This is a genomic window from Nocardia altamirensis NBRC 108246 (assembly GCF_001612685.1).
GTDB classification, from domain to species: domain Bacteria; phylum Actinomycetota; class Actinomycetes; order Mycobacteriales; family Mycobacteriaceae; genus Nocardia; species Nocardia altamirensis.
In genome coordinates this window covers 69,908-90,407 of the sequence record NZ_BDAY01000011.1, presented here as the reverse complement: position 1 = coordinate 90,407, position 20,500 = coordinate 69,908, and the positions used below count along the sequence as shown (strand labels likewise).

19 protein-coding genes are annotated in these 20,500 nt (G+C 67.3%); 6 read left to right on the top strand and 13 right to left on the bottom strand.

What is annotated here, in order from left to right:
• Positions 1-76: 76 nt before the first annotated feature.
• Complete coding sequence (locus NA11_RS07730; protein WP_069161080.1) at positions 77-796, top strand: SDR family oxidoreductase; 720 nt, start codon at positions 77-79, stop codon at positions 794-796.
• A 383-nt stretch (positions 797-1,179) separates the two neighbouring features.
• On the opposite strand, the gene NA11_RS07725 is transcribed toward NA11_RS07730, so the two are convergent.
• The 3 genes from NA11_RS07725 to NA11_RS07715 form a co-directional block, all read right to left on the bottom strand.
• A complete protein-coding gene (locus NA11_RS07725; protein WP_245745769.1) occupies positions 1,180-1,560 on the bottom strand; it encodes a nitroreductase/quinone reductase family protein in 381 nt (126 codons plus the stop codon).
• Positions 1,561-1,766: 206 nt separating this feature from the next.
• A complete protein-coding gene (fabG, locus tag NA11_RS07720; RefSeq protein ID WP_069161078.1) occupies positions 1,767-2,519 on the bottom strand; it encodes a 3-oxoacyl-ACP reductase FabG in 753 nt (250 codons plus the stop codon).
• Between the two features lie 69 nt (positions 2,520-2,588).
• The gene (locus tag NA11_RS07715; protein ID WP_167837592.1) at positions 2,589-3,221 is read right to left on the bottom strand and encodes an HAD family hydrolase; all 633 of its coding nucleotides are present in this window, start codon (positions 3,219-3,221) and stop codon (positions 2,589-2,591) included.
• Between the two features lie 208 nt (positions 3,222-3,429).
• Here NA11_RS07715 and NA11_RS07710 point away from each other — a divergent pair, with 208 nt between their 5' ends.
• Positions 3,430-3,978 carry an SRPBCC family protein gene (locus NA11_RS07710; protein ID WP_084654321.1) on the top strand — a complete coding sequence of 183 codons (549 nt, stop codon included), beginning with the start codon at positions 3,430-3,432 and terminating at the stop codon, positions 3,976-3,978.
• 133 nt (positions 3,979-4,111) lie between these two features.
• On the opposite strand, the gene NA11_RS07705 is transcribed toward NA11_RS07710, so the two are convergent.
• From NA11_RS07705 to NA11_RS07675, 7 genes are all read right to left on the bottom strand, one after another.
• Positions 4,112-4,972 carry an alpha/beta fold hydrolase gene (locus NA11_RS07705; RefSeq protein ID WP_069161076.1) on the bottom strand — a complete coding sequence of 287 codons (861 nt, stop codon included), beginning with the start codon at positions 4,970-4,972 and terminating at the stop codon, positions 4,112-4,114.
• Between the two features lie 476 nt (positions 4,973-5,448).
• The gene (locus NA11_RS07700) at positions 5,449-5,859 is read right to left on the bottom strand and encodes a YybH family protein (protein ID WP_069161075.1); all 411 of its coding nucleotides are present in this window, start codon (positions 5,857-5,859) and stop codon (positions 5,449-5,451) included.
• Positions 5,860-5,988: 129 nt separating this feature from the next.
• On the bottom strand, positions 5,989-7,392 hold the full coding sequence (locus NA11_RS07695; RefSeq protein WP_069161074.1) for an APC family permease: 1,404 nt from the start codon (positions 7,390-7,392) through the stop codon (positions 5,989-5,991).
• Positions 7,393-7,676: 284 nt separating this feature from the next.
• Positions 7,677-8,822 carry an LLM class flavin-dependent oxidoreductase gene (locus NA11_RS07690; RefSeq protein ID WP_069161073.1) on the bottom strand — a complete coding sequence of 382 codons (1,146 nt, stop codon included), beginning with the start codon at positions 8,820-8,822 and terminating at the stop codon, positions 7,677-7,679.
• A 12-nt stretch (positions 8,823-8,834) separates the two neighbouring features.
• A complete protein-coding gene (locus NA11_RS07685; RefSeq protein ID WP_069161072.1) occupies positions 8,835-9,839 on the bottom strand; it encodes an ABC transporter substrate-binding protein in 1,005 nt (334 codons plus the stop codon).
• A complete protein-coding gene (locus tag NA11_RS07680) occupies positions 9,836-10,591 on the bottom strand; it encodes an ABC transporter ATP-binding protein (protein ID WP_069161071.1) in 756 nt (251 codons plus the stop codon). Before NA11_RS07680 ends, NA11_RS07685 begins: the two co-directional genes overlap by 4 nt.
• Positions 10,564-11,382 (bottom strand): ABC transporter permease, encoded by an 819-nt coding sequence (locus NA11_RS07675; protein ID WP_305793858.1) that lies wholly within the window; start codon positions 11,380-11,382, stop codon positions 10,564-10,566. Before NA11_RS07675 ends, NA11_RS07680 begins: the two co-directional genes overlap by 28 nt.
• 237 nt (positions 11,383-11,619) lie before the next feature.
• Here NA11_RS07675 and NA11_RS07670 point away from each other — a divergent pair, with 237 nt between their 5' ends.
• Complete coding sequence (locus NA11_RS07670; RefSeq protein WP_069161070.1) at positions 11,620-13,128, top strand: flavin-containing monooxygenase; 1,509 nt, start codon at positions 11,620-11,622, stop codon at positions 13,126-13,128.
• 294 nt (positions 13,129-13,422) lie between these two features.
• On the opposite strand, the gene NA11_RS07665 is transcribed toward NA11_RS07670, so the two are convergent.
• The 3 genes from NA11_RS07665 to NA11_RS07655 are packed head-to-tail and all read right to left on the bottom strand — an operon-like array spanning position 13,423 to position 15,781.
• A complete protein-coding gene (locus NA11_RS07665; protein WP_069161069.1) occupies positions 13,423-14,463 on the bottom strand; it encodes an ABC transporter permease in 1,041 nt (346 codons plus the stop codon).
• Positions 14,460-15,395: an ABC transporter ATP-binding protein gene (locus NA11_RS07660; protein WP_084654317.1), complete on the bottom strand. Its 936-nt coding sequence runs from the start codon at positions 15,393-15,395 to the stop codon at positions 14,460-14,462. Before NA11_RS07660 ends, NA11_RS07665 begins: the two co-directional genes overlap by 4 nt.
• Positions 15,392-15,781, bottom strand: coding sequence for a GntR family transcriptional regulator (locus tag NA11_RS07655; protein WP_069161068.1), 390 nt, complete (start codon positions 15,779-15,781; stop codon positions 15,392-15,394). The genes NA11_RS07660 and NA11_RS07655 overlap by 4 nt, the downstream gene beginning before the upstream one ends.
• A gap of 186 nt (positions 15,782-15,967) precedes the next feature.
• Between NA11_RS07655 and NA11_RS07650 the strand changes: the two genes are divergently transcribed.
• The 3 genes from NA11_RS07650 to NA11_RS07640 are packed head-to-tail and all read left to right on the top strand — an operon-like array spanning position 15,968 to position 20,057.
• Entirely contained in the window at positions 15,968-19,492 is a 3,525-nt protein-coding gene (locus tag NA11_RS07650) for a carboxyl transferase domain-containing protein (protein WP_084654352.1), read from the top strand.
• Positions 19,493-19,531: 39 nt separating this feature from the next.
• The gene (locus NA11_RS07645) at positions 19,532-19,744 is read left to right on the top strand and encodes a hypothetical protein (protein ID WP_069161067.1); all 213 of its coding nucleotides are present in this window, start codon (positions 19,532-19,534) and stop codon (positions 19,742-19,744) included.
• The gene (locus NA11_RS07640; RefSeq protein ID WP_141717467.1) at positions 19,734-20,057 is read left to right on the top strand and encodes a type II toxin-antitoxin system PemK/MazF family toxin; all 324 of its coding nucleotides are present in this window, start codon (positions 19,734-19,736) and stop codon (positions 20,055-20,057) included. Before NA11_RS07645 ends, NA11_RS07640 begins: the two co-directional genes overlap by 11 nt.
• Positions 20,058-20,500: the final 443 nt, after the last annotated feature.

Sequence of the window (20,500 nt, the reverse complement as noted above, 5' to 3'; positions counted from 1 at the left end):
TGGCCCGGGGTGGTACCACCGGTCCCATGACAAGACGGTCCTGGTCAGGCGGTGTGCGGGTGCCGAGGCTGGAGGCATGAACGCAACGACAACGGCTCTGGTGACCGGAGCGAACAAGGGGCTCGGCCGCGAAACCGTGCGCAGGCTCGGCGAGCTCGGATGGCAGATCTTCCTCGGGGCACGCGATGCCGACCGGGGGAAGCAGGCGGCCGCCGAGCTCGTGGAACAAGGATTGAACGTCGAATTCGTTCCACTCGACGTGACCTCGGTCGATTCGATCGCCGCCGCGGTCGCGACAGTGGGTGAGCGGACGTCGCGGCTGGACGTGCTGATCAACAACGCGGGGATCCTCGGCCCGATCCGGACGCCGGAAGAAACTCAGGCCGAAGACTTTCGCGCGGTGTTCGAGACCAACGTGTTCGGATCTGTCCAGGTGACGCACGCGTTCCTGCCGCTGCTCCGTGCCGCAGAACACCCGCGCATCGTGATGGTCTCCAGCGGAATGGGTTCCCTGACGATCACCTCGGATCCCGACCGCCTCGAATCCACCCTCCTCTCGCTGACCTACACCTCGTCCAAGTCGGCACTCAACATGATCACCTCCCAGTACGCCCGAGCACTGCCGGGAATCCTGGTCAACGCCGCCGACCCCGGTTACACCGCAACAGATTTCAACAACCACGCTGGCTACCAAACCCTCCTCGAAGGCACCGACGCCATCGTCCACCTCGCCACCCTCACCCCCGACGGCCCAACCGGCGGCTACTTCGACCGCAGCGGCCGCATCCCGTGGTGAACGTCGAGACGCGGCTGCTGCCCTGACGCACTCCGGGCCAAACGCGACCTGCGAATGCCGCGCCAAGTGACGTTGGGGCACACCCACTCCCGGCCAGCAGACGGCGGACTCACCGCCGTCGCCACCCTGGCACGAATCGAGCGACGAGTGGCACATGGTGGAGAGCTCTACTCGCACTTTGCCGCAGCCATGTGCCACTCGTCGCGCAGTCGCTTCCGCTGACTGAGCCGCCGCCTCTCGTCCGCCACCTCATCCGAAGGGGCGGCGGATCCGCTGCCGATCGAGCGGCGACTGGCACGCCCGGGCAAGGCCGCAGCGACTCTTGGTGCCGCGCAGTCGCTTCCGACTGGCTGAACCGTCGCGTCCGAGAGGCGCCGCCGCTGCTATTCGAGATCGATACGCAAGCTCAGCAGGTTGTTTCCGAGCATTCGAACTCCGAGGCTGTTGCTGCGTGGCAGCTGGTCGAGCAGCTCGAGTGGATCTCGCTCGGGCATCAGGATGGCCGTGCCGCGGTGCCATTCGCCGCGCAGTCGCAGTCGAACACTGTTGTTCGCCATAATATTTCGGACATACTGCGAGCGATCTCCGAACTCCGTCACCATCCAGAAGGAGTTGTCGATCAGCTTTCCTCCGATCGGCGTGATCCGAGGTTGCCCGCTGATGCGACCGGTTGTTTCCAGCAGCTCCTGGTTCGGCAGTTTGCATCTGATCGGGTTGGCGAAGCGTCTTTGAAAGATGTTCACAGCACGCTGTTTTCGATCCATCGACGTAGGCATGGAGGCAGGCTAGTGACGTCGCCAACCGTCAGGGCTGGCATATCCCCGCCTGTGAGACGTTTAACATCACTCTCGCACAATGCCATTCGATAGCCGCACTAAAAGATCATGCGGCGGGCCGAACGAACAGCGCACCCGATGACCTAGATGCGCGGGCCGGGCCGCTGGGCCTGGCCCGCGACTGTCCGGGCAGGTTAGCGGGCGCCGCCGTTGACGTAGAGGGTTTGGCCGCTGACGTAGGAGGCTTCGTCGCTGGCTAGGAAGGCGATGACGGCGGCTACTTCTTCGGGTTGGCCGACGCGGCCGAGGGGGGTGTGTTCGGCGACGGATTTCTGGTGGTCTTCGGCGGACATGCCGACGCGGGTGGCGGTGGCGGCGGTCATGGCGGTGGCGATGTAGCCGGGGGCGACCGCGTTGACGTTGATGTTGTAGCGGCCGAGTTCGATGGCGAGGGTGGCGGTGAGGCCTTGGATGCCTGCTTTCGCGGCAGCGTAATTGGCTTGGCCGCGGTTGCCGAGGGCCGAGCGGCTCGACAGGGAGACGATCTTTCCGTAGCGCTGGGCGACCATGAACTTCTGGGCGACCTGGGCGCAGTGGTAGGCGCCGGTCAGGTTGACGGCGAGCACGGCGTTCCAGTCGTCTTCGGTGAGCCGGAAGAACAGGTCGTCGCGGGTGATGCCTGCGTTGTTCACCAGGATCTGCGGATCGCCGAGTTCGCTTGCCGCCTTGTCGAATACGGCCTGCACGGAGCTGCGGTCGGTGACGTCGCAGACGTAGCCGCGTGCGGTGCCGCCCGCGCGCTCGATCAGTGCGAGGGTGTCGTCGGGAGTGTTGCGGTCGAGCACGGCGACGGTCGCGCCTTCGACGGCGAGGCGCAGCGCGGTGGCCGCGCCGATGCCCTGCGCGGCACCGGTCACCACCGCGACCTTGTCGGTGAATCGATCCATTGCTTCGTTCTCCTCTCAACGCGCGCTCGCGATATCGTCGCCGCGCTACCTCGTGTGCAGGTTAGCGATTCAGCTTGCGGTGGCGACGGGGTCGGTGGGGTCGAGTTCGGCGGCCAGCCAGTCCGGGAACTCGGTGAGGTCGCGCAGGATGACGTCCGCGCCTGCCGCGCGGAGTTCGTCGGCGTCGCAGGGGCCGGTGGGGACGCCGACCGCGAGCACGCCCGCTGCTCGTGCGCCGCGCATGTCGCCGACGTGGTCGCCGACGTAGACGTTCGCGTGTTGGTCACGCAGCGCCGAGGCTTTGCTCGCTGACCACAGGTCGCCTGCGAGATGGTCTATCCGCCAACCGAGTTCGTCGATGTGCAGTTGGGCGAGCGGGCCGTGTTTGCCGGTGACGACCAGGACGCGCCCGCCGCGGGCGTCGATGGCGGCGAGCGCGGCATCGGCGCCGGGCATCGCGGGAACGCTCGCCACGATCGTCGGATACAGCTCGCGGTAGCGGGTGACCAGCGTTGGCACCAGTTCTTCCGGTGCACCCAGTTCGACCAGCATGGTGGCCAGCGGCGGCCCGAGCCGCTCGGCGAAGTCGCTGCCGCGGATCGGCAGGTCGAACTCGGCTGCGAGCAGGTCGATGGCCCGGCTGACGCCCGGTCGCGAGTCGATCAGCGTCATGTCGAGGTCGAAGCCCACTGTCCAAGTCACCACCCGACCCTAACGGCCGAGTCGTCCCATGTTCGATTCAGCTGCACCATCCGGCAGCGCATCGAGGGGAGCTGGTGGCGCAACTCGCTACAGCAGCACCTCGTCGGAATGGGCTCGAGGAGATTGAAGTTCGGGTGGCTTCTGCGGATCGAGGGGGTACTGGTGCAGGATCTCTCTCGGGCGATGCCTGCACCAGTACCCCCTCGGCATGGGATTGACGTTCGGAGGGCGCGGATGGGGTGGGTGTCCTAGGGTCGAGGCAACGAACGCGAGGATCAGAGGGGCCGCTATGGGGCATGTCGAGCACAGTGCAACGTGTAAAGCGCCGGTGGGCTTCGTGTTCGGGTATGTCGAGGACTATCGGAATGTGCCGGATTGGATGTTCGGTGTGCGGCATTTCACGCCGGTGGGGGAGCAGACCTCGGGCATCGGTTCGGTGTTCGATACCGCGCTGCATCTGGGGCCGACGACGTTGAAGTTGCGCGCGGACACCGTCGAGTGGGTCGATGGTGAGCGCGTGACGATGCGGGCGATCAAGGGGATCGAGGGCACGATCCGGTGGGACTTCGCTCCGGTCGGTGCCGAGACGACGAAAGTGACCGCTACCGCTGATTATCGGGTGCCGGGTGGGCTGGCGGGCAAGGCGCTGGATCGGGTGATCCAGGCGTTCATCGGGCCGGCGATCCGGCATACCGAGAAGGGCCTGCGGGAGCGGATCGAAACCAATTATCAAGAGTCGCTCCGCAAAGACAGCTGAGGTTCGCACCGGCCTCCGCGATGTGCACCGGCCTCCGCGATGTGCACCGGCCTCCGCGATGTGCACCGGCCTCCGCGATGTGATGGCCTCCGCGATGTGAGAGCCGGAGGTATGTCGCCGTGCCCGAGTCGAGTCAGCTCAGGCGCTCGAGGAAGTCCCTGGTCAGTCCGACCACCTCGTCGAGATGGGTTTCGAGCAACCAGTGCCCGCCGTCGAGAATGTGCAGCTCGGCGTCGGGGTGGTCGCGATGGTAGGCGTGCGCAGCGCCCTCGGGCATGTAGCCGTCGTGGCGGCCCCAGACGATGAGGGTCGGTGGGCGGTGCTCGCGAAGATACGCTTGCTGCCTGGTGAACCAGGGCACCGTATGACGTTGATCGGCAAGCAGATTCACGAGGTTCGCGCGACGTTCGGGGGTGCGCGTCACCGACCAGGACAGGGTCCACAGGTCGGGGCTGACCCGATCGGCGAGGTGCTCGGGTAGCTCACCGATGAACTCGCCCCGGAACCCCTCCTCGGTGACGGCGGCAGCGAGCGCAGCCCGCCCCTCGTCCGTCGGGTTGTTCCAGAAACGTTTCAGCGGTGCATATTTCGGTCCGTGCTGGTCCTCGTAGATGTCACCGTTCTGCACGATGAGCCCGCGCACCCGCTTCGGTGCGTCCATCGCCAGCCGCAGCCCGAACTGGGATCCGTAGTCGTGCAAGTAGATTGCGTATTCCTGCAGGTCGAGCACCTCGGTGAAGCGGCGGAGAAACGCCGAGTAGCCGTCGAAGGTGTACGAGAAATCAGCGGGCGCTTCGCTGTAGCCGAAACCTGGCAGGTCGGGCGCGATCGTGCGCCAGCGATCGGCGAGCGCGGGCATGAAGTTGCGGAACTCGAACGACGACGACGGATAACCGTGTGGCAGTAACACCACGGGCCCGTCCTCCGGCCCCGCCTCGCGATAGAAGATATCGATGCCGTCGACCACGCATCGACGATGCCTGATGCCACCCATGTGATCCCTCCGTAGGTTCAGCCGCGGGAGTCGTCTCCCATTCGGTTCTACCGACGCATGCCCCACCTGTCGACCCAACCACATTTCACACTCGCCCTCGGAAACCGCGTCCGGTGCGCACCGGCTCCGCCGGATTCACGTGGAACCCCGCGTGCACTTGATGCCGAATCATGAGGCCCACCAACCCAATTCGTATGCGACCAGCATGCACACCGCGCATGTATGCATCGCCCGCAACAAGCCGGGCGGTTTCCGCAGTCCTTCTGGGAATCCGCCCCGTTCTGGGCACCCGAAGTGGGTGCGGATGGGCAGAGAGAGTGTGGACTCCGAGGAGACGTGCGAACTCTGGTGCGGCGCTGACGAAAGTCCAGGCGCACTGTGGTTGATCCCCAGCGACGCTCGGGCGTGGGGTAACGGCGCGTGACGGCTACGCCGCGCATGTATGCATCGCCCGCAACAAAGTCGGGCCGATCCGCTCAGACCGCGGGCAGGGTGGTGTCGGGGAAGGAGTGGTGTTCGTGGGTGACGGTCCAGCGGCCGTTCTGTTTGCGTAGGCCGAGGGTGAGGCGCAGCCGGCGGGCTGGGTTCTCGGCGAAATCTTCGGCGGTGCCGCACAGGAGTAGGGCGTGGGCGAAGGCGACGTCGGTGCCTGCGGTGACGTCGAGGGAGACGATCTCGAAGGTCGCACCCTGGGCCTGCCACTCGAAGAAGGCTGGCCAGGCGGCGCGGTAGGCGTCGATGCCGCGCAGTCCTTCGTCGGGGCGCGGCACGTCGAACATGACGATGTCGTCGGAATGATCGGCCAGGACGGCATCCAGGTCACCGGCGTGGACGGCGGCAGCCCACCGCTCGATCAGGACCCGGATCTTCTTCTCGTCGTCCGACATCGTGCATCGTCCCTTCCTCTGGCCGCACCGGCAGGCGTCGGCTTCTGTGAGCCTGCCGAAAACCTGCTTGGGGCGCAATGGATTCCACGGCATATGTGAGATTTCCCGACCGCCGGTGGGCGGTTTGTGCTAGTTGCGCACGGCCACCGGCGCCAGGGTGGAGCGTTTGCGGCTGTATCCGAGGTAGACGCCCAGCCCGACGACGACCCAGACCGCGAAGCGCACCCAGGTGAGCCCGTCCAGCGTTGTCGCGAGCAGCACGCAGCCGATCAGCGCGAGCACCGGAACCACCGGCACGAACGGGGTGCGGAACGGGCGCTCCCGTTCGGGCTCGGCCTTGCGCAGGACGAGCACGCCGACGCAGACGACCGCGAACGCCGACAGCGCACCGATATTGACCAGCTCGACCACGATGTCGATGGGCAGCAGCCCGGCGATCACGGCACCGAACAGGCCGAGCACCAGCGTCAACCGCACCGGCGTCGCGCGTTTGCCGGTCTGGGCGAGGCCGAAGGGCAGCAGGCGGTCCCTGCACATCGCGAACATCAGTCGCACCTGCGCATACACGATCAGCAGCAGTCCCTTGGTGAGCGCGATGATCGAGGCGATCACGATGACGTTGCCGATCCAGCCGATCTTCAGCCCACCGAACGCGGTCGCGATGGGCGCGCTGTTGTCGAGCGAGGCGAACGGCGCGATCCCGGTGAGCACGGCGCTGACCAGCGCGTAGAGCAGGGTCGCGATGAGGACGGTGCCGATGATGGCGAACGGCACGTCCCGGCGCGGGTTGCGCGCCTCTTCGGCCGATGCCGCGACGACGTCGAAGCCGAGGAACGCGAAGAACGCGATGGCCGCGCCGCCGACGATGCCGCTCATGCCGAAGGGCGCGAACGGGGTCCAGTTGGTGACGTCGATGTGCGGGGCGCCGACGGCGACGACGAGCACAAGCACGCCGATCGTCACACCGACCAGCGCTTTGGTGATGCGCGCGGTCAGCGACACTTCGCCGACGAGCACCACGACGATCACTGCGATGATCAGCACCGCGGGCAGGTTCACGATCCCGCCTTCGCCGGGTCCCGCGGCCAGCGCTTTCGGGACGGTGATCCCGAACAGGGAGTCCAGCGCCGCCACCGTCGTCCCCGACCAGCCGATGGCGACCGCGGCCCCCGCGATCACGAATTCCAGCAGCAGATTCCAGCCGACGAGGAACGCGGGTCCTTCACCGAGGGTCGCGTAGGTGTAGGTGTAGGCGCTGCCGGAGACCGGCACCATCGCGGCGAGCTCGCTGTAGCACAGCGCGACCAGCACGCACACGGTCCCGGCGAGCAGGAACGACAGCACGATCGATGGGCCTGCCTTCTCCGCGGCGGCCACACCGGTGATGACGAAGATGCCCGCGCCGACGATGGTGCCGACGCCCATCGCGGTGAGATCGAGGCGGCCGAGGCTGCGCGAGAGTTTCGGCGTCCCCTCGGCTGTCGCGGTGTCAGGTAGGCGGCGGCGCCATCGCTCGGCTCGTGCGGTGGTCATGACTCCCTTACGAAAACAGTCCAGCGGCCCAGCGGAGGGCCGGGCCGGATGTCCATTCTCGTAGGTGGTCCGCCGCAATCACCAATTGGGGTGTTTGCGCAGGCTGCGTCGCCGCACCGAGTGCACCCACCAGCCGCCCGGCGGGCCGCCCGGCGGGCCGCAAGCGCAAAGTGGGAACTGGTGGCGGCATTTCGCGAGAGGCCTCCGCCACCAGTTCCCACTTTGCGCACCGAGAGTCGTGAGTGCGACGGCCGGGGCCGCGCCGATTCAGCGGTTAGACTCGGTCAGCTGCTGGACGATGCCGCGAACGGTATCGCGGCCGGCGGAACTGCCTGGCGCGACGGGTGCTTCCACACGCCCTTGCGCTCGAGGATCGGCAGCACGCCCTCGCCGAACCAGTACGCCTCTTCCAGGTGCGGGTACCCGGACAGGATGAACTGGGTGATGCCGAGCTTGGCGTATTCGAGCAGCCGCTCGGCGACCTCGGCGTGCGATCCGACCAGCGCGGTGCCCGCGCCACCACGCACCAGCCCGACACCGGCCCACAGGTTCGGCGCGATCTCGAGCCGGTCGGTGCTGCCGCCGTGCAGTTCCGACATCCGCCGCTGGCCTTCGGATTCGCTGCGGGCCAGACTGGCCTGCACGCGTTCGACGTCGGCGGGATCGATGCCTTGCAGCAGTCGATCGGCCTCGGCCCACGCCTCTTCGGAGGTGTCGCGGCTGATCACGTGGATGCGCAGGCCGTAGTCGAGGACCCGGCCCTCGTCGACGGCGAGGCGGCGGATCCATTCGAGTTTCCTGCTGACGGCCAGCAGCGGCTCACCCCAGGTGAGGTAGGTGTCGGCGTAGCGGGCCGCGACCGGACCGGCCGGGGCCGAGGAGCCGCCGAAGAACACCGGAGGGATCGGATCGGGACGGTTGCTGAGCAATGCCTCGCGGACGTGAATGTGCTCGCCCTCGAAGGTGATCGGCTCGTGCGAGCGCCACAGTTCCCGCACCACGTGCAGGAATTCGCCGGTGCGCGCGTAGCGCTGCGTCTTGTCCAGGAAGTCGCCGTAGGCCTGCTGTTCGTGCGGCTCGCCACCGGTCACCACGTTGAGCAGCAGCCTGCCGCGCGAATGCCGTTGGAAGGTGCCCGCCATCTGCGCGGCCAGCGTCGGGCTGGTCAGGCCGGGACGCAACGCGACGAGGAACTTCAGCGTCTCGGTGGTTTCGACCATCATCGCGGTGGTCAGCCAGGCGTCCTCGCACCAGGCGCCGGTCGGGGTGAGCACGGCTTCGAAGCCGTTGTCCTCGGCGGCGGCGCCGATCTGGTTCAGGTAGCGCAGCGAGGCGGGGCGATCGCCGGACATGAAGGTGCCGTGCCCGCCCGCGACCAGGCCGCGGGAGTCGCCGTAGGTGGGTAGGAACCAGTGGAACGACAAAGTCATGGGGCCAACTCCTCAGGATGCGGGGAACAGGTCGTTGAAGCGGGTGTCGGTGTAGTCGGCGATATTGACCTTGCGCGGGATCAGCCCCGCGTCGGAGAAGGCGTCGGCGACGCCTTGTTCGGCGGCGATGGTGGCGGCGTTGAGTTGATGGTCGAGGTAGCGGCCGCGTTTGACGACGGTGAGGATCACGTCGTAGGGCAGGCCGGTGAGTTCGGCGTAGGTTTTCGCCCACTGTTCGGGGTGGTCGTTGACCCAGGTGTGCGTGCGTCCGATGCGGGCGAGCAGGTCACGCAGTGCGGCGGTGGTCGCTTTGTTGTTCAGTGCTTTGTCGCCGGCGACGTAGAAGACGTCACCGGGGATGTATCCGTTGCCGTCCACCAGGATTCGGGCGTTCGCCTGCTGTTGGGCCTGGGCGGTGTAGGGATCCCAGATGGCCCACGCGTCGACCCGGCCGGTGGTCAGCGCCGCGAGCGCGTCCGCGGGTTGCAGGAACTGCGGTTCGATCTGGTCCCACTTGATGCCCGCCTTGGTCAGCACGGTCAGCAGGTGGTGGTGTGCCGAGCTGCCCTTGGTGACGGCGATCTTCTTGCCGCGCAGGTCTTCCGGGGTGCGCAGCGGTGAATCCTTGGGGACGACGACGGCCTGGCCGTCCTTGCCGGACTGATAGGCGCTGACGATCTTGATCGCCGACTTGGCTGCCGCGGCGAACACCGGAGGGGCGTTGCCGACGCCACCGAAATCGACGGCGCCGGAGTTGATCGCCTCCAACATCGGCGGGCCGGCCGTGTACTGCGACCACTCGATCTTGTAGGGGGTCTTGTCCAGTTCGCCTGCTGCGGTGAGCAGCGCTTGCAGCCCGGTGCCCTTCTGATCGCCGAGGTGCAACGTCACCTGGGACAGGTCGACCGTGCCGTCGGGGCGGACCGCCGCGTCCTCGGCAGTGTCGGACCCACAGGCGGTGCCGACCGCCACGACCAGAGCGAGAGTCGTTGCGAGCAGCAGCCTTCTGGCTTTCATCGGGTTCCTTCCGGTGCCACGCCGAGCTCGGCGAGCAGGGTTTCGCGCAGGGAAATCAGGTGCGGATGGTCGCCGCGGCGCGGGCGCGGCAGGTCGATGCGGGATTCGTGGGCGATGCGGCCCGCGCCGAGCACCAGCACCCGATCGGCGAGGCGCAGTGCCTCGTCGACATCGTGGGTGACCAGCAGGACGCCGGGGCGGCGGCGCTGCCACAGGTCGATGACCAGGCGGTGGATGGTGATCCGGGTGAGTGCGTCCAAGGCGCTGAACGGCTCGTCGAGCAGGAGCAGATCCGGTTCCCTGACCAGGGCGCGGGCCAGGCTGACGCGTTGGGCTTCGCCGCCGGACAGGGTGAGCGGCCAGGCCGCGGCGCGTTCAGCCAGCCCGACCTCCTCCAGCGCGGCGCGGGCCGCGGCCTTGGGGTCGGCGTGCTTCAATCCGAGAAAGACGTTGGCCAGCACGCGTTTCCACGGGACGAGGCGCGGCTCCTGGAAGGCGACGGCGATCGTGCCCTCGGTAGTCAGCTCGCCTTCGACGCCGCGATCGAGCCCGGCGAGCGCACGCAGCAGCGTGGACTTGCCCGAGCCGCTGCGCCCGAGCAGGGCGACGAATTCGCCGGGGGCGATGTCGAGATCGAGGTTGTCGAGGACGCGGCGGCCGTCGAAGTCGCGCACCAGGTTGCGGACGCGGGCAACGGGTGCGACGTCCACCAACGCCTCGGTGATCACTGCCCCAGAAATCCGCGTCGCCATGCCAGCGCCTTCCCTTCGATCAGTCGGACGAATGCGTCGGTGAGCAGGCCGAGCACGCAGTAGACGAGCAGCCCGACCACGATGACGTCGGTGCGCAGGAATTCGCGGGCATCGTTGATCAGAAAGCCCAGTCCGGCATCGGCATTGACCTGTTCGGCGACGATCAGCGCCAGCCAGGCGATACCGAGCGATTGCCGCAGTCCGACCAGAGTCTGCGGCAGTGCGCCGGGCAGCACGATGTGCCCGATCAGCGCCGCCCTGCTCAGTTGTTGCACCGCGGCGAGCTCGGCGAGTTTGCCGTCGACGCCGCGGATTCCGGCGAAGGTGTTGAGGTACAACGGAATCGCGACGCCGAACGCGACGAGCACCACCTTCGGCAGTTCACCGATGCCGAACCACAGGATCAGCAGCGGGATCAGGCCGTAGAACGGCACGGTGCGCAGCATCTGCATGGGCGGATCGACGAGGTATTCGCCGAGCGTGCTCAGCCCGGCCAGGATCGCGAGTCCGATGCCGAGCACGGCGCCGATCGCGAATCCGGTCGCGGCCCGGCCGAGTGACACCGTGATCGCTTCCTGCAGTGTGCCTTCCTGCAGCAGGTCCCAGGTGGTCCGCGCGATCGTGGTCGGTGCGGCGAGCAGGCGCTCGGGTAGCGCTCCGGTGGCGCTGGCGAGTTGCCAGGCGATGACGATGATCAGCGGGCTGACGACCCGCAACCAGGTTTTGCCTGGGCGCAGGCGCGCAGCCGACCGAGCCCGAATCGGTGTCGGCTCCACGACAATTGATGACACACGACACCTCGGATAGGGGACAGGCCGACGGCGCGGCGCATGCCGCGCCGCAGTCATCAATGCTCAGCGCAGAGCGTGTCGGAGTCACCGGTTGCAACCACCGCGGTTTTAATTGGTGCCGAGCCGTGCCGAGGGCGTTACGGGCCAGACTAGACGTGACATCGTGTAACACGTATCCTCGGTCGCAGCTAGCGGTCGAAGTCGACCGGAACGTGACCAGACGAAACGAGTACCTCAATGACGCGGCATGTCGACGTACTGATCATCGGCGCCGGCCTGTCCGGCATCGGCATGGCCTGCCACCTGGCCAAGGAAAACACCGGGCGCAGCTACGCGATCCTGGAACGGCGCACCGCGATCGGCGGCACCTGGGACCTGTTCCGGTACCCCGGCGTTCGCTCCGACTCGGACATGTACACCTTCGGATTCGGCTTCCGGCCGTGGAACGGCACCAAGGTGCTCGCCGACGGCCCGAACATCCGCCAGTACATCAGCGACACCGCCGAAGAATACGGCGTCACCCAGCACATTCGCTTCGGCCGCAAGGTGACCACCGCCAGCTGGTCCAGCGCGACCAACACCTGGACCGTCACCGCACTCGACGAGCAGACCGGCGCCGCGGAGACGTTCACCAGCAACTTCCTGGTCGGCTGCACCGGCTACTACGACTACGACAACGGTTACCGGCCCGAGTTCCCCGGCGAGGCCGACTTCGGCGGGCCGATCGTGCACCCGCAGCACTGGCCCGAGGATCTGGACTACCGCGGCAAGCGCGTCGTGGTGATCGGCAGCGGCGCCACCGCGATCACCCTGATCCCGGCGATGAGCGGCGATGCCGAGCACGTCACCATGTTGCAGCGCTCGCCGACCTACATCACCGCGCTGCCCGCCGACGACCCGGTCGCGGTCGGCATGAAGCTGGCCAGGGTGCCTGCGAAGCTGGCCTATCAGATCGGGCGCAACCGCAATATCGCGTTGCAGCGCGCCAGTTTTCAGCTCTCGCGCACCAATCCCGCTGCCGCGCGCAAGCTCTTTCTGGCTGGGGTGCGGATGCAGCTGGGCGGCAAGATCGACATGCGACATTTCACGCCGACCTACAACCCGTGGGACCAGCGGCTGTGTGTGGTGCCCAACGGTGATCTGTTCCGGGTGCTGCGCAACGGCAAGGCCTCCATCGTCACCGACCACATCGAGACCTTCACCGAGACCGGTATCCGCCTCGCATCGGGCGAGGAGCTGCCCGCCGACATCGTGATCAGCGCGACCGGTCTGCGGATGCAGATACTCGGTGGTGCGACGCTCGAGGTGGACGACGAGCCGGTTGTCACGCGCGATCGGGTCGTCTACAAGGGCGCCATGCTCGACGGTGTGCCCAACGCGGTGATGGTGCTCGGTTACACCAACGCCTCCTGGACTTTGAAGGCGGATCTGGCGGCCGAATACTTCTGCCGGGTGCTCAACCACATGCGCGCCAAGGGCTACACCCGGATGGAAGCCATCGCCGAAGAGGGCGATCGTTCCACCGAATCGGCGATGGGCAGCGCCCTGACCTCCGGCTACATCCAGCGTGGCGATGCGATCATGCCCAGGCAGGGCACCCGTGCGCCGTGGCAGGTCGTCAACAACTACTTCCGCGACCGCAAGATGCTGCGCAAGGGCCCCATCGACGACGGCATCCTCACCTTCACCCGGGCCGCCGCGGTCGCGCCCGTCGACGCACCTCTCGAGGCCTCCCGCACCGCTTGACCGCCCGTTCGGCAACTCGTCCGACACGCGAGGGCGACCTCCGTGATGCGGCCGGTGAGCCGGTTCGGGGCTCAAAGTGGGAACTGGTGGCGGAGGCTACTCGCGAAATGCCGCCACCAGTTCCCACTTTGAGCATGCAGCGCGCGGCTAGTTGATGGGCACCTCGACGCCCCGCCCGGTCCGGCGGCACGCCGCAGACGCCGCCACCATGTCCCACTCGTTGCTTGCCCAGCGATCAGACCGTAGGCATTTTGCGGATTCGGTCATGTCCCACTCGTCGTGCGGGCCTGACGGTCAGACAGTGGGCATCTTGCGGATTCGGTACCAGGTGAGGGTGCCGAGGGCGGCGATCAATAGCAGGTAGATGCCGGTCTCGATGAGGCGGAAGGTGAACAGTCGGTCCAGGGGCTGGTAGTCGGTGAAAGTGCTTGCGACGCCGTGGTTTGCGTAGCAGGCGTTCACGGCTTCCGCCGCTGGCAGGTCTTGGTGGCATTCGCGATAGACCTGGTTGGGGTCCGGCAGTTGCACCGAGTTGCCTGCGGTGTCGAGGTAGCCGCGATCTGCCTCCAGGACGCGAAGGTAGTCGTAGTCCGCGAGCGGGCCCGCCGGCGGTTCGGTGATGCGCAGCGGGGGAAGGTAATACGGCCGGGCGAAGTACGCGATGACCACCCGCACGACGGTGAACCCGATCAGCGAGACGGCCATGGACACCACGGTGCGCCGGGTCAACGCGCTCACGGCCATGCCGAGGGCGAATCCGAACAACCCGTAGACCACCTGCAGCGGTATCCACCGTTCGAAGCCCGGCATGCTGAACGGCAGCGGCCAAGCACTGTCGAGCCGATGCCACCGTTCGGTGACCGCCCCGGCTGATGCGCCGATCAGCGTGCAGAGCACCACGATCACCGCGCCGAGCAGGACTGCTTTGCCTGCGAGCCAGCGGGTCGGGGACACGTCCTGGGTCCAGGCCACCAGGTGGGTGCGTTGCTCGAATTCCCTGGCCAGCAGCGGCGCGCCCCAGAACACCGCGAAGAACGCGGCGACCACGCCGGGCGCGTACAGCGCGATGTTGGCGATGTTCCCCAGCGTGCGCAGCTCGCGTGAGGCCTCGGGGCTTATCGCACAAGGCAATTCGATCCCGCGGCACGCCTCGGCCTGTGTCAGGAGCCCGTCGGCACGAAGGTAGATCCACAGGAAGGACGCGGCAAGCGCGGCGGCCGCGACGGTGCTCGCGATGATCAGCCAGCGGTGCTGGCACCAGGTCAGCCTGGCGAGCCCGGCCCAGCCTGCGCCGCGGCGGATGCTGGAGTCCGGCGATACGGCCGTGATGGTCATGCGGTGGTCTCCCGAAGCGTGGTCGTGTCCAGATGTGCCAGGACGAAGTCTTCGAGGGTGACCTCGCGAACGGTCCACGGCGGAGCGAGTGTTGTTGGCGGCGAGCTGATTCGGACCAGGAAGGTGGACTGGGTCTCGGTGTGGCGAGCGTGCAGCACGTCCCCGGGCACGGGTGGGGTGTCGGCGCGCGGGCCGACGATGTGGCGGTGGCCCTCCAGGATGTCGTCGAGGTCGCCGTCGGCGCGCAATGCACCGTCGGCGAGCAGCAGCAGGTAGTCGGCCACGCCGGCGAGTTCGGTGACGATGTGGGTGGACAGCAGCACTGTCATGCCGGTGTCGGCGACGTCGGTGAGCAACTCGCCCATGACTTCTCGCCGGACCAGTGGGTCGAGGTTGGCCAGTGGTTCGTCCAGCAGCAGCACCGACGGCTTGGCGCCCAACGCGAGTGCGAAGGAGACCTGTGCCTGCTGGCCGCCGGACAAGGTGGCGCAGGGACGATCGAGCGGGACCTCGAATCGGTGCAGCCAGCGCAGTGCGCGGTCCTGGTCCCACACTCGGTTGAGGTCGGCGCCCGTGCGCAGTGTGTCCATCGCGGTGAAACGGCGGTAGAGCGGTTTGTCCTGCGCGACGAAGGACACTCGCGCGCCGCGGCGGCCTCGGGTGAGGTCGACCCCCTCGATCCTCGCCACGCCCTCGGTGGGGGTGAGCAGCCCCGACAGCACGCTGAGCAGGGTGGTTTTGCCCGCTCCGTTTCGTCCGACGAGCGCGGCCACCCGCCCCTTCGGTACCTCGAAACTGCAGTCCCGCAAGGCCCAGACACCCTCGCGCCGCCAGCGGCCGGGGTAATATTTGCCGAGGCCCTCGACCCGCACTGCCATCGGGTCATCGGCCTGCGGTGTCGAAATCCGCTCGGCGGCAATGCTTCCGGTCATAGTTGGTGGTCCTTGTCTCGCGCGAGGACGGCGGTCATCAGAGCTGCCACGTCCTCGTGTTCCATTCCGGACTGGTGTGCGGTACGCACCCAGTCCTCCAATTGCTGTTGCAGGTCGGCCACCACTTCCGGTGTGGCCGAGCCCAAGGTGGTTTTGATGAAGGTGCCCGATCCTTGACGGACCTCGAGCAGACCGGCGAGCTCGAGTTCCCGATACGCCTTGAGCACGGTGTTCACGTTCACCCCGCTGGACGCGACCACCGCACGCACCGTAGGCAACCGATCGCCGGGCTGCAGCCAGCCCAGTCGCAGTGCCTCGCGCACCTGATTCATCAGCTGTCGGTAGGCGGGCACGCCACCGGAACGGTCCACCCGGAATTCGACCACACCCGCCTCCGAAATTGTACTAGTTAACTAAGACACTGGATCACTTCGGCAGCGTAACCGATCGCGGTCGCGAGCGCACGCCGACCGTGCCCGCACCACAACACGATTGGCGCAGGTACGACCGTGCGGTCGGTGGTGCCGAGTTCCGCGGGGCGACCAGAGGGCGGGATGCGCAAGACTGGTGGCATGCGCGTCGTGGTGGTCAACCGAGGTGAGGTCGCTGTCCGGGTAGTGCGGACCGCACGGGAGCGTGGGTGGGAGACGCTGGCGGTCTACACCGCCGAGGAACGCGACGCGCTGCATGTCCGGCTGGCCGACGATGCGGTGGAGTTGCGCGGCACCGGAGCCGCGGCGTACCTCGAAGTGAGCGAGGTGGTCGCTGCCGCCCGCAAGGCCGGAACAGGGGCGCTGGTGCATCCGGGATACGGGTTCCTCAGTGAGAGTGCCGGTCTCGCTGCGGCCTGCGCCGCTGCGGAACTGGTGTTCGTCGGGCCTGCCCCGGAGGTGTTGCACACGTTCGGCGACAAGGTCGCCGCGCGTGCGGCGGCGCAGCGGGCCGGTGTCGGGGTGCTTGCGGCCACAGCGGCGGGGGTGGGCGTCGGCGAGATCGCCGAACTGCTTGCCGCGCATCCGGACGGGGTGATGGTGAAAGCCGCCGCCGGAGGTGGCGGGCGTGGGATGCGGGTGGTGCGGGAACCGGGGGCTGTCGCTGCGGCGTATGAGCGGTGCCGGGCCGAGGCGTTGGCGGGCTTCGGTGATGACGCGGTGTATGCCGAAGCGTTGGTCTCCGATGCCCGGCACATCGAGGTGCAGGTGGTCGCGGACGGTACGCGCGCAGTTGCTCTCGGTGACCGTGATTGCAGCGTGCAACGGCGGCATCAGAAGCTCATCGAAATCGCACCCGCACCGAATCTCGCTGCGGCGCTACGGGAACGATTGCACCGCGACGCAGTGCGGCTGGCCGAATCGGTCGGGTGTCGCGGCGTGATCACCGTCGAGTTCCTGATGCGTGGGGACGAGGCATGGTTCCTCGAGGTGAATCCGCGGCTGCAGGTGGAGCACACGGTCACCGAGGAGGTGACCGGAGTCGACCTCGTCACGATCCAGTTGGATCTGGCACAGGGATGCAGCCTCGCCGAGCTGGCGCTGCCAGTGGAGGTGGAACGCCGTCCGGACGCTGAAGTGGGTGTCGCAGAACAGGTTCGGGCGGTTCGCAGCGCAGGTGGCGCTCGCGTGGATGCCGACCATGACCACGGCAGGGGTGACGCCCGGGCAGACGGCGAGCGCGATCTCGGTGCAGGTGACGCTCGGGTCGGTCCTCACTATGACAGCGGCGCAGGTGGCGCTCGGAGTGGTACCGACCAGGATCACGGTGCAGGCGGTGCGGGTGGCGCCCGGGTGGTTACCGACCACGGTGCAGGTGGCGCTTGGGTAGATGCCGACCACGACAGCGGCGCGGGTCGCGCTCGGAGTGATACCGACCGGGGTCACGGTGCGGGTGGCCTGCGTGGGTATGCGGTGCAGGCGCGGGTGAATGCCGAGATCCTTACTGCGGGTGGGGATGTGCTGCCCAGTACTGGGACTGTTGTTCAGTTCGGTGCACCGACGGGGGTGGGTGTGCGGGTGGATACTGCCGCTTTTGCCGGGATGCGGCAAGGGGCGCAGTTCGATTCGCTGTTGGCGAAGGTGATTGCGCGTGGTCCGTCGTATTCGGCTGCGCTGCGGCGGTGTTCGGATGCGTTGGCCGAGACCGTGGTGGTGGGTGTCGATACGAATGCGGCGCTGCTGCGCGCGGTGCTGGACACACTGTCCGAGGGATCGGCGGTGTCGACGACGTGGTTCGAGCAGCACATCGATGAACTCGCCACCCGTGCAGGCGAGTACGCGCCAGCCCCGCACGCCAAGACGCCGGTGGCGGCCGTCGCCACGGAATCGGTTGTGCTGCACGATGATGAGCAGATCTTGCGCTCGCCCATGGGTGCGACCGTGGTGAGTCTGGTCGAACCGGGCACCGTCGTCGCGGCAGGCGCCGAGGTCGCGGTGCTGGAAGCGATGAAGATGCAGCACGTGCTGCGCGCCGAACAGCCGCTGCAGGTACGCAGGCATGTGGCGGCCGCGGGGGCGATCGTGGATCCTCATGCGCCCCTGCTGGTCTGGATCGCGGCCGACCACGACGGCAGTGTCGCCGACAGCGCGGCGGTGGATCTCGACGCGATCCGCCCCGACCTCGCCGAGGTGCACGAGCGCCACCGCGTCGGTCTCGATGCGGCGCGGCCCGCGGCGGTGGCCAAACGGCATCGGCTCGGCAGGCGCACCGCCCGCGAGAACCTCGCCGACCTCGTCGATGCCGACAGCTTCGTCGAGTACGGCGCGCTGGCGGTCGCCGCGCAGCGGTTGCGGCGCAGCCCCGAGGATTTGATCGCGAACACGCCCGCCGACGGCCTGATCGGCGGCGTCGCCACCATCAACGCCGACCGCTTCGGCGCCGACCGCGCCAGGGTGGTCGTCATGTCCTACGACTACACCGTGCTGGCAGGCACCCAGGGTATGCGCAATCACGCCAAGACCGACCGCATGCTCGAACTCGCTCGCGCCCAACAACTTCCAGTGGTCTTCTACACCGAGGGCGGTGGCGGCCGCCCTGGCGACACCGATTACGGCGGCATCTCCGGTCTCGACGTCACCACCTTCCGTGCGATGGGCGCGCTCTCGGGCCGGGTTCCGTTGGTCGGCATCGTGTCCGGGCGCTGCTTCGCGGGCAACGCCGCACTGCTCGGCATGTGCGATGTCGTGATCGCCACTCCCGACGCGAATATCGGCATGGGCGGTCCGGCGATGATCGAAGGCGGCGGGCTCGGCGTCTACGCGCCCGAGGACATCGGCCCGATCGAGGTGCAACGCCGCAACGGTGTCGTGCACATCGTCGCCGATGACGAAGCCGACGCCGTCCGCATCGCCCAGCGCTACCTCGCGTACTGCCAGGGCCCCGTGGACACCTGGATCGCGCCGGATCCACGCCTGGCTCGCCATGTCGTTCCAGAGAATCGCCTGCACGCCTTCGATATTCGCGACGCCATCGATGCCGTCGCCGACGTCGACTCAGTCCTCGAGCTGCGCCGCGACTGGGCTGTCGGCATCGTCACCGCCCTGATCCGCGTCGAGGGCCACCCCTATGGCCTGATCGCCAACAACTGCCACCACCTCGGCGGTGCGATCGATGCCCCCGCCGCCGACAAGCTCAGCAGTTTCCTGCGCCTGTGCGAGTCCTATGGTCTGCCGGTCGTGTCCCTGTGTGACACACCAGGTTTCATGGTCGGCCCCGATGCCGAGAAGGACGCGACGGTCACCAAGTTCAGTCGCCTGTTCATCGATGCTGCCGCCTTGTCGGTCCCGTGGGGCACGGTCATCGTGCGCAAGGGCTACGGTCTGGGCGCTCAAGCCATGGCCGCGGGGTCGTTCCGTGCGCCGCGCTTCGTCATCGCCTGGCCCACCGGCGAGATCGGCGGCATGGGCCTCGAGGGCGCGGTCCGCCTCGGCTTCGCCAAGGAACTGGCCGCACTCACCGATCCCGCCGAACGCCAGCAGGCCTTCGACAACCTCGTGGCCCTCGCCTACGCCAACGGCAAAGCCCTCACCGCGGCCACTGTGCTGGAACTCGACGACGTCATCGACCCCGCCGAAACCCGCCGCTGGATCCGCACCCTGCGCTGATACCTGGCAATGCAGCGGGTTCGCTGTAATACTCGATGTATGACGGTGCGCATGAACATCTCGATGGATGACGACCTCGCGGCGCGTCTGCGTGCCGCCTCGGCGGACAAACTCAGCGACTACATCGCTCGGGCCGTGCGCCGCCAACTCCTCGAGGATGAGCTCAAGTCGCTGCCCGAGGCTCCCGACGCCGAATGGGCCGCCGACGCGGAGCAGACTGCCGAGCAAGTACTGTTTGGCCGTGCCGGCTGAACCCACTCACCAAGGCCAGATCTGGAATCTCACCAGTCGAATCTCCGGCCGCAGAACCACTGTGGTGATCGTTGATTCCGACGTGGTCGTTCGGCAGCGTTCTTCAGTGGTTGCCGCGCCCATCCGGGAAGCCAGGGAAGTGCCGTCCCGTCATCAGTTGCTCACTGTCGCACTGGACGAAAGCAGCGAGGTCATCGCACTGTATGACATTGTCGTTGTCGCCAAAGACACCTTCACCGAATACGTCGGCGACGTACCGGTCGATGTCCTCGACCAGGTCAAGGTCGGGCTCCGCGCCCGATTCGACCTCTGACGCAACCGGGACAACCCTCGACCGAGGTTCGTCACAGTCCGTCGCCGAGCTACCCGAGTGCGCTCTCCATCGCGTCGACCTGTCTACCTGCGGGACGATCGTTCGGTGACCGAAGTACCCCATTCCTCGGCAAGAGTCGGTCAGCCGATCAGGGGGCACTGGTGGCGGCATCGCCCGAGAAGCCCCCACCACCATTGCCCCCTCGGCACGAAACCGCCGTGCGCTCCCGATATGTGGGATCAGAAGGGGTGGTTCACACAGAGTGGGAACTCAGGGCGGAGGCCTCTCGGGCGATGCCGCCACCATTTCCCAGTGATCAGCCGACCAACATCAGCGCGGGTCTGGCCGTGGGTGATGCGGTAGCGCGAAGCGCGGTGAGGTCGGGTCACAGGTGTGCGAGCCGCTGCCGCCGGTCACGTCTGCGCGCCGAACTCGAGGCGCTC

Bases quoted from the DNA above. Each gene is read 5' to 3' on its own strand.
- NA11_RS07730 (WP_069161080.1), top strand. From the start codon at position 77: ATGAACGCAACGACAACGGCTCTGGTGACCGGAGCGAACAAGGGGCTC.
- NA11_RS07725 (WP_245745769.1), bottom strand. From the start codon at position 1,560: ATGGATCGAAAACAGCGTGCTGTGAACATCTTTCAAAGACGCTTCGCC.
- fabG (WP_069161078.1), bottom strand. From the start codon at position 2,519: ATGGATCGATTCACCGACAAGGTCGCGGTGGTGACCGGTGCCGCGCAG.
- NA11_RS07710 (WP_084654321.1), top strand. From the start codon at position 3,430: ATGGGATTGACGTTCGGAGGGCGCGGATGGGGTGGGTGTCCTAGGGTC.
- NA11_RS07705 (WP_069161076.1), bottom strand. From the start codon at position 4,972: ATGGGTGGCATCAGGCATCGTCGATGCGTGGTCGACGGCATCGATATC.
- NA11_RS07700 (WP_069161075.1), bottom strand. From the start codon at position 5,859: ATGTCGGACGACGAGAAGAAGATCCGGGTCCTGATCGAGCGGTGGGCT.
- NA11_RS07695 (WP_069161074.1), bottom strand. From the start codon at position 7,392: ATGACCACCGCACGAGCCGAGCGATGGCGCCGCCGCCTACCTGACACC.
- NA11_RS07690 (WP_069161073.1), bottom strand. From the start codon at position 8,822: ATGACTTTGTCGTTCCACTGGTTCCTACCCACCTACGGCGACTCCCGC.
- NA11_RS07685 (WP_069161072.1), bottom strand. From the start codon at position 9,839: ATGAAAGCCAGAAGGCTGCTGCTCGCAACGACTCTCGCTCTGGTCGTG.
- NA11_RS07680 (WP_069161071.1), bottom strand. From the start codon at position 10,591: ATGGCGACGCGGATTTCTGGGGCAGTGATCACCGAGGCGTTGGTGGAC.
- NA11_RS07670 (WP_069161070.1), top strand. From the start codon at position 11,620: ATGACGCGGCATGTCGACGTACTGATCATCGGCGCCGGCCTGTCCGGC.
- NA11_RS07665 (WP_069161069.1), bottom strand. From the start codon at position 14,463: ATGACCATCACGGCCGTATCGCCGGACTCCAGCATCCGCCGCGGCGCA.
- NA11_RS07660 (WP_084654317.1), bottom strand. From the start codon at position 15,395: ATGACCGGAAGCATTGCCGCCGAGCGGATTTCGACACCGCAGGCCGAT.
- NA11_RS07650 (WP_084654352.1), top strand. From the start codon at position 15,968: ATGCGCGTCGTGGTGGTCAACCGAGGTGAGGTCGCTGTCCGGGTAGTG.
- NA11_RS07645 (WP_069161067.1), top strand. From the start codon at position 19,532: ATGACGGTGCGCATGAACATCTCGATGGATGACGACCTCGCGGCGCGT.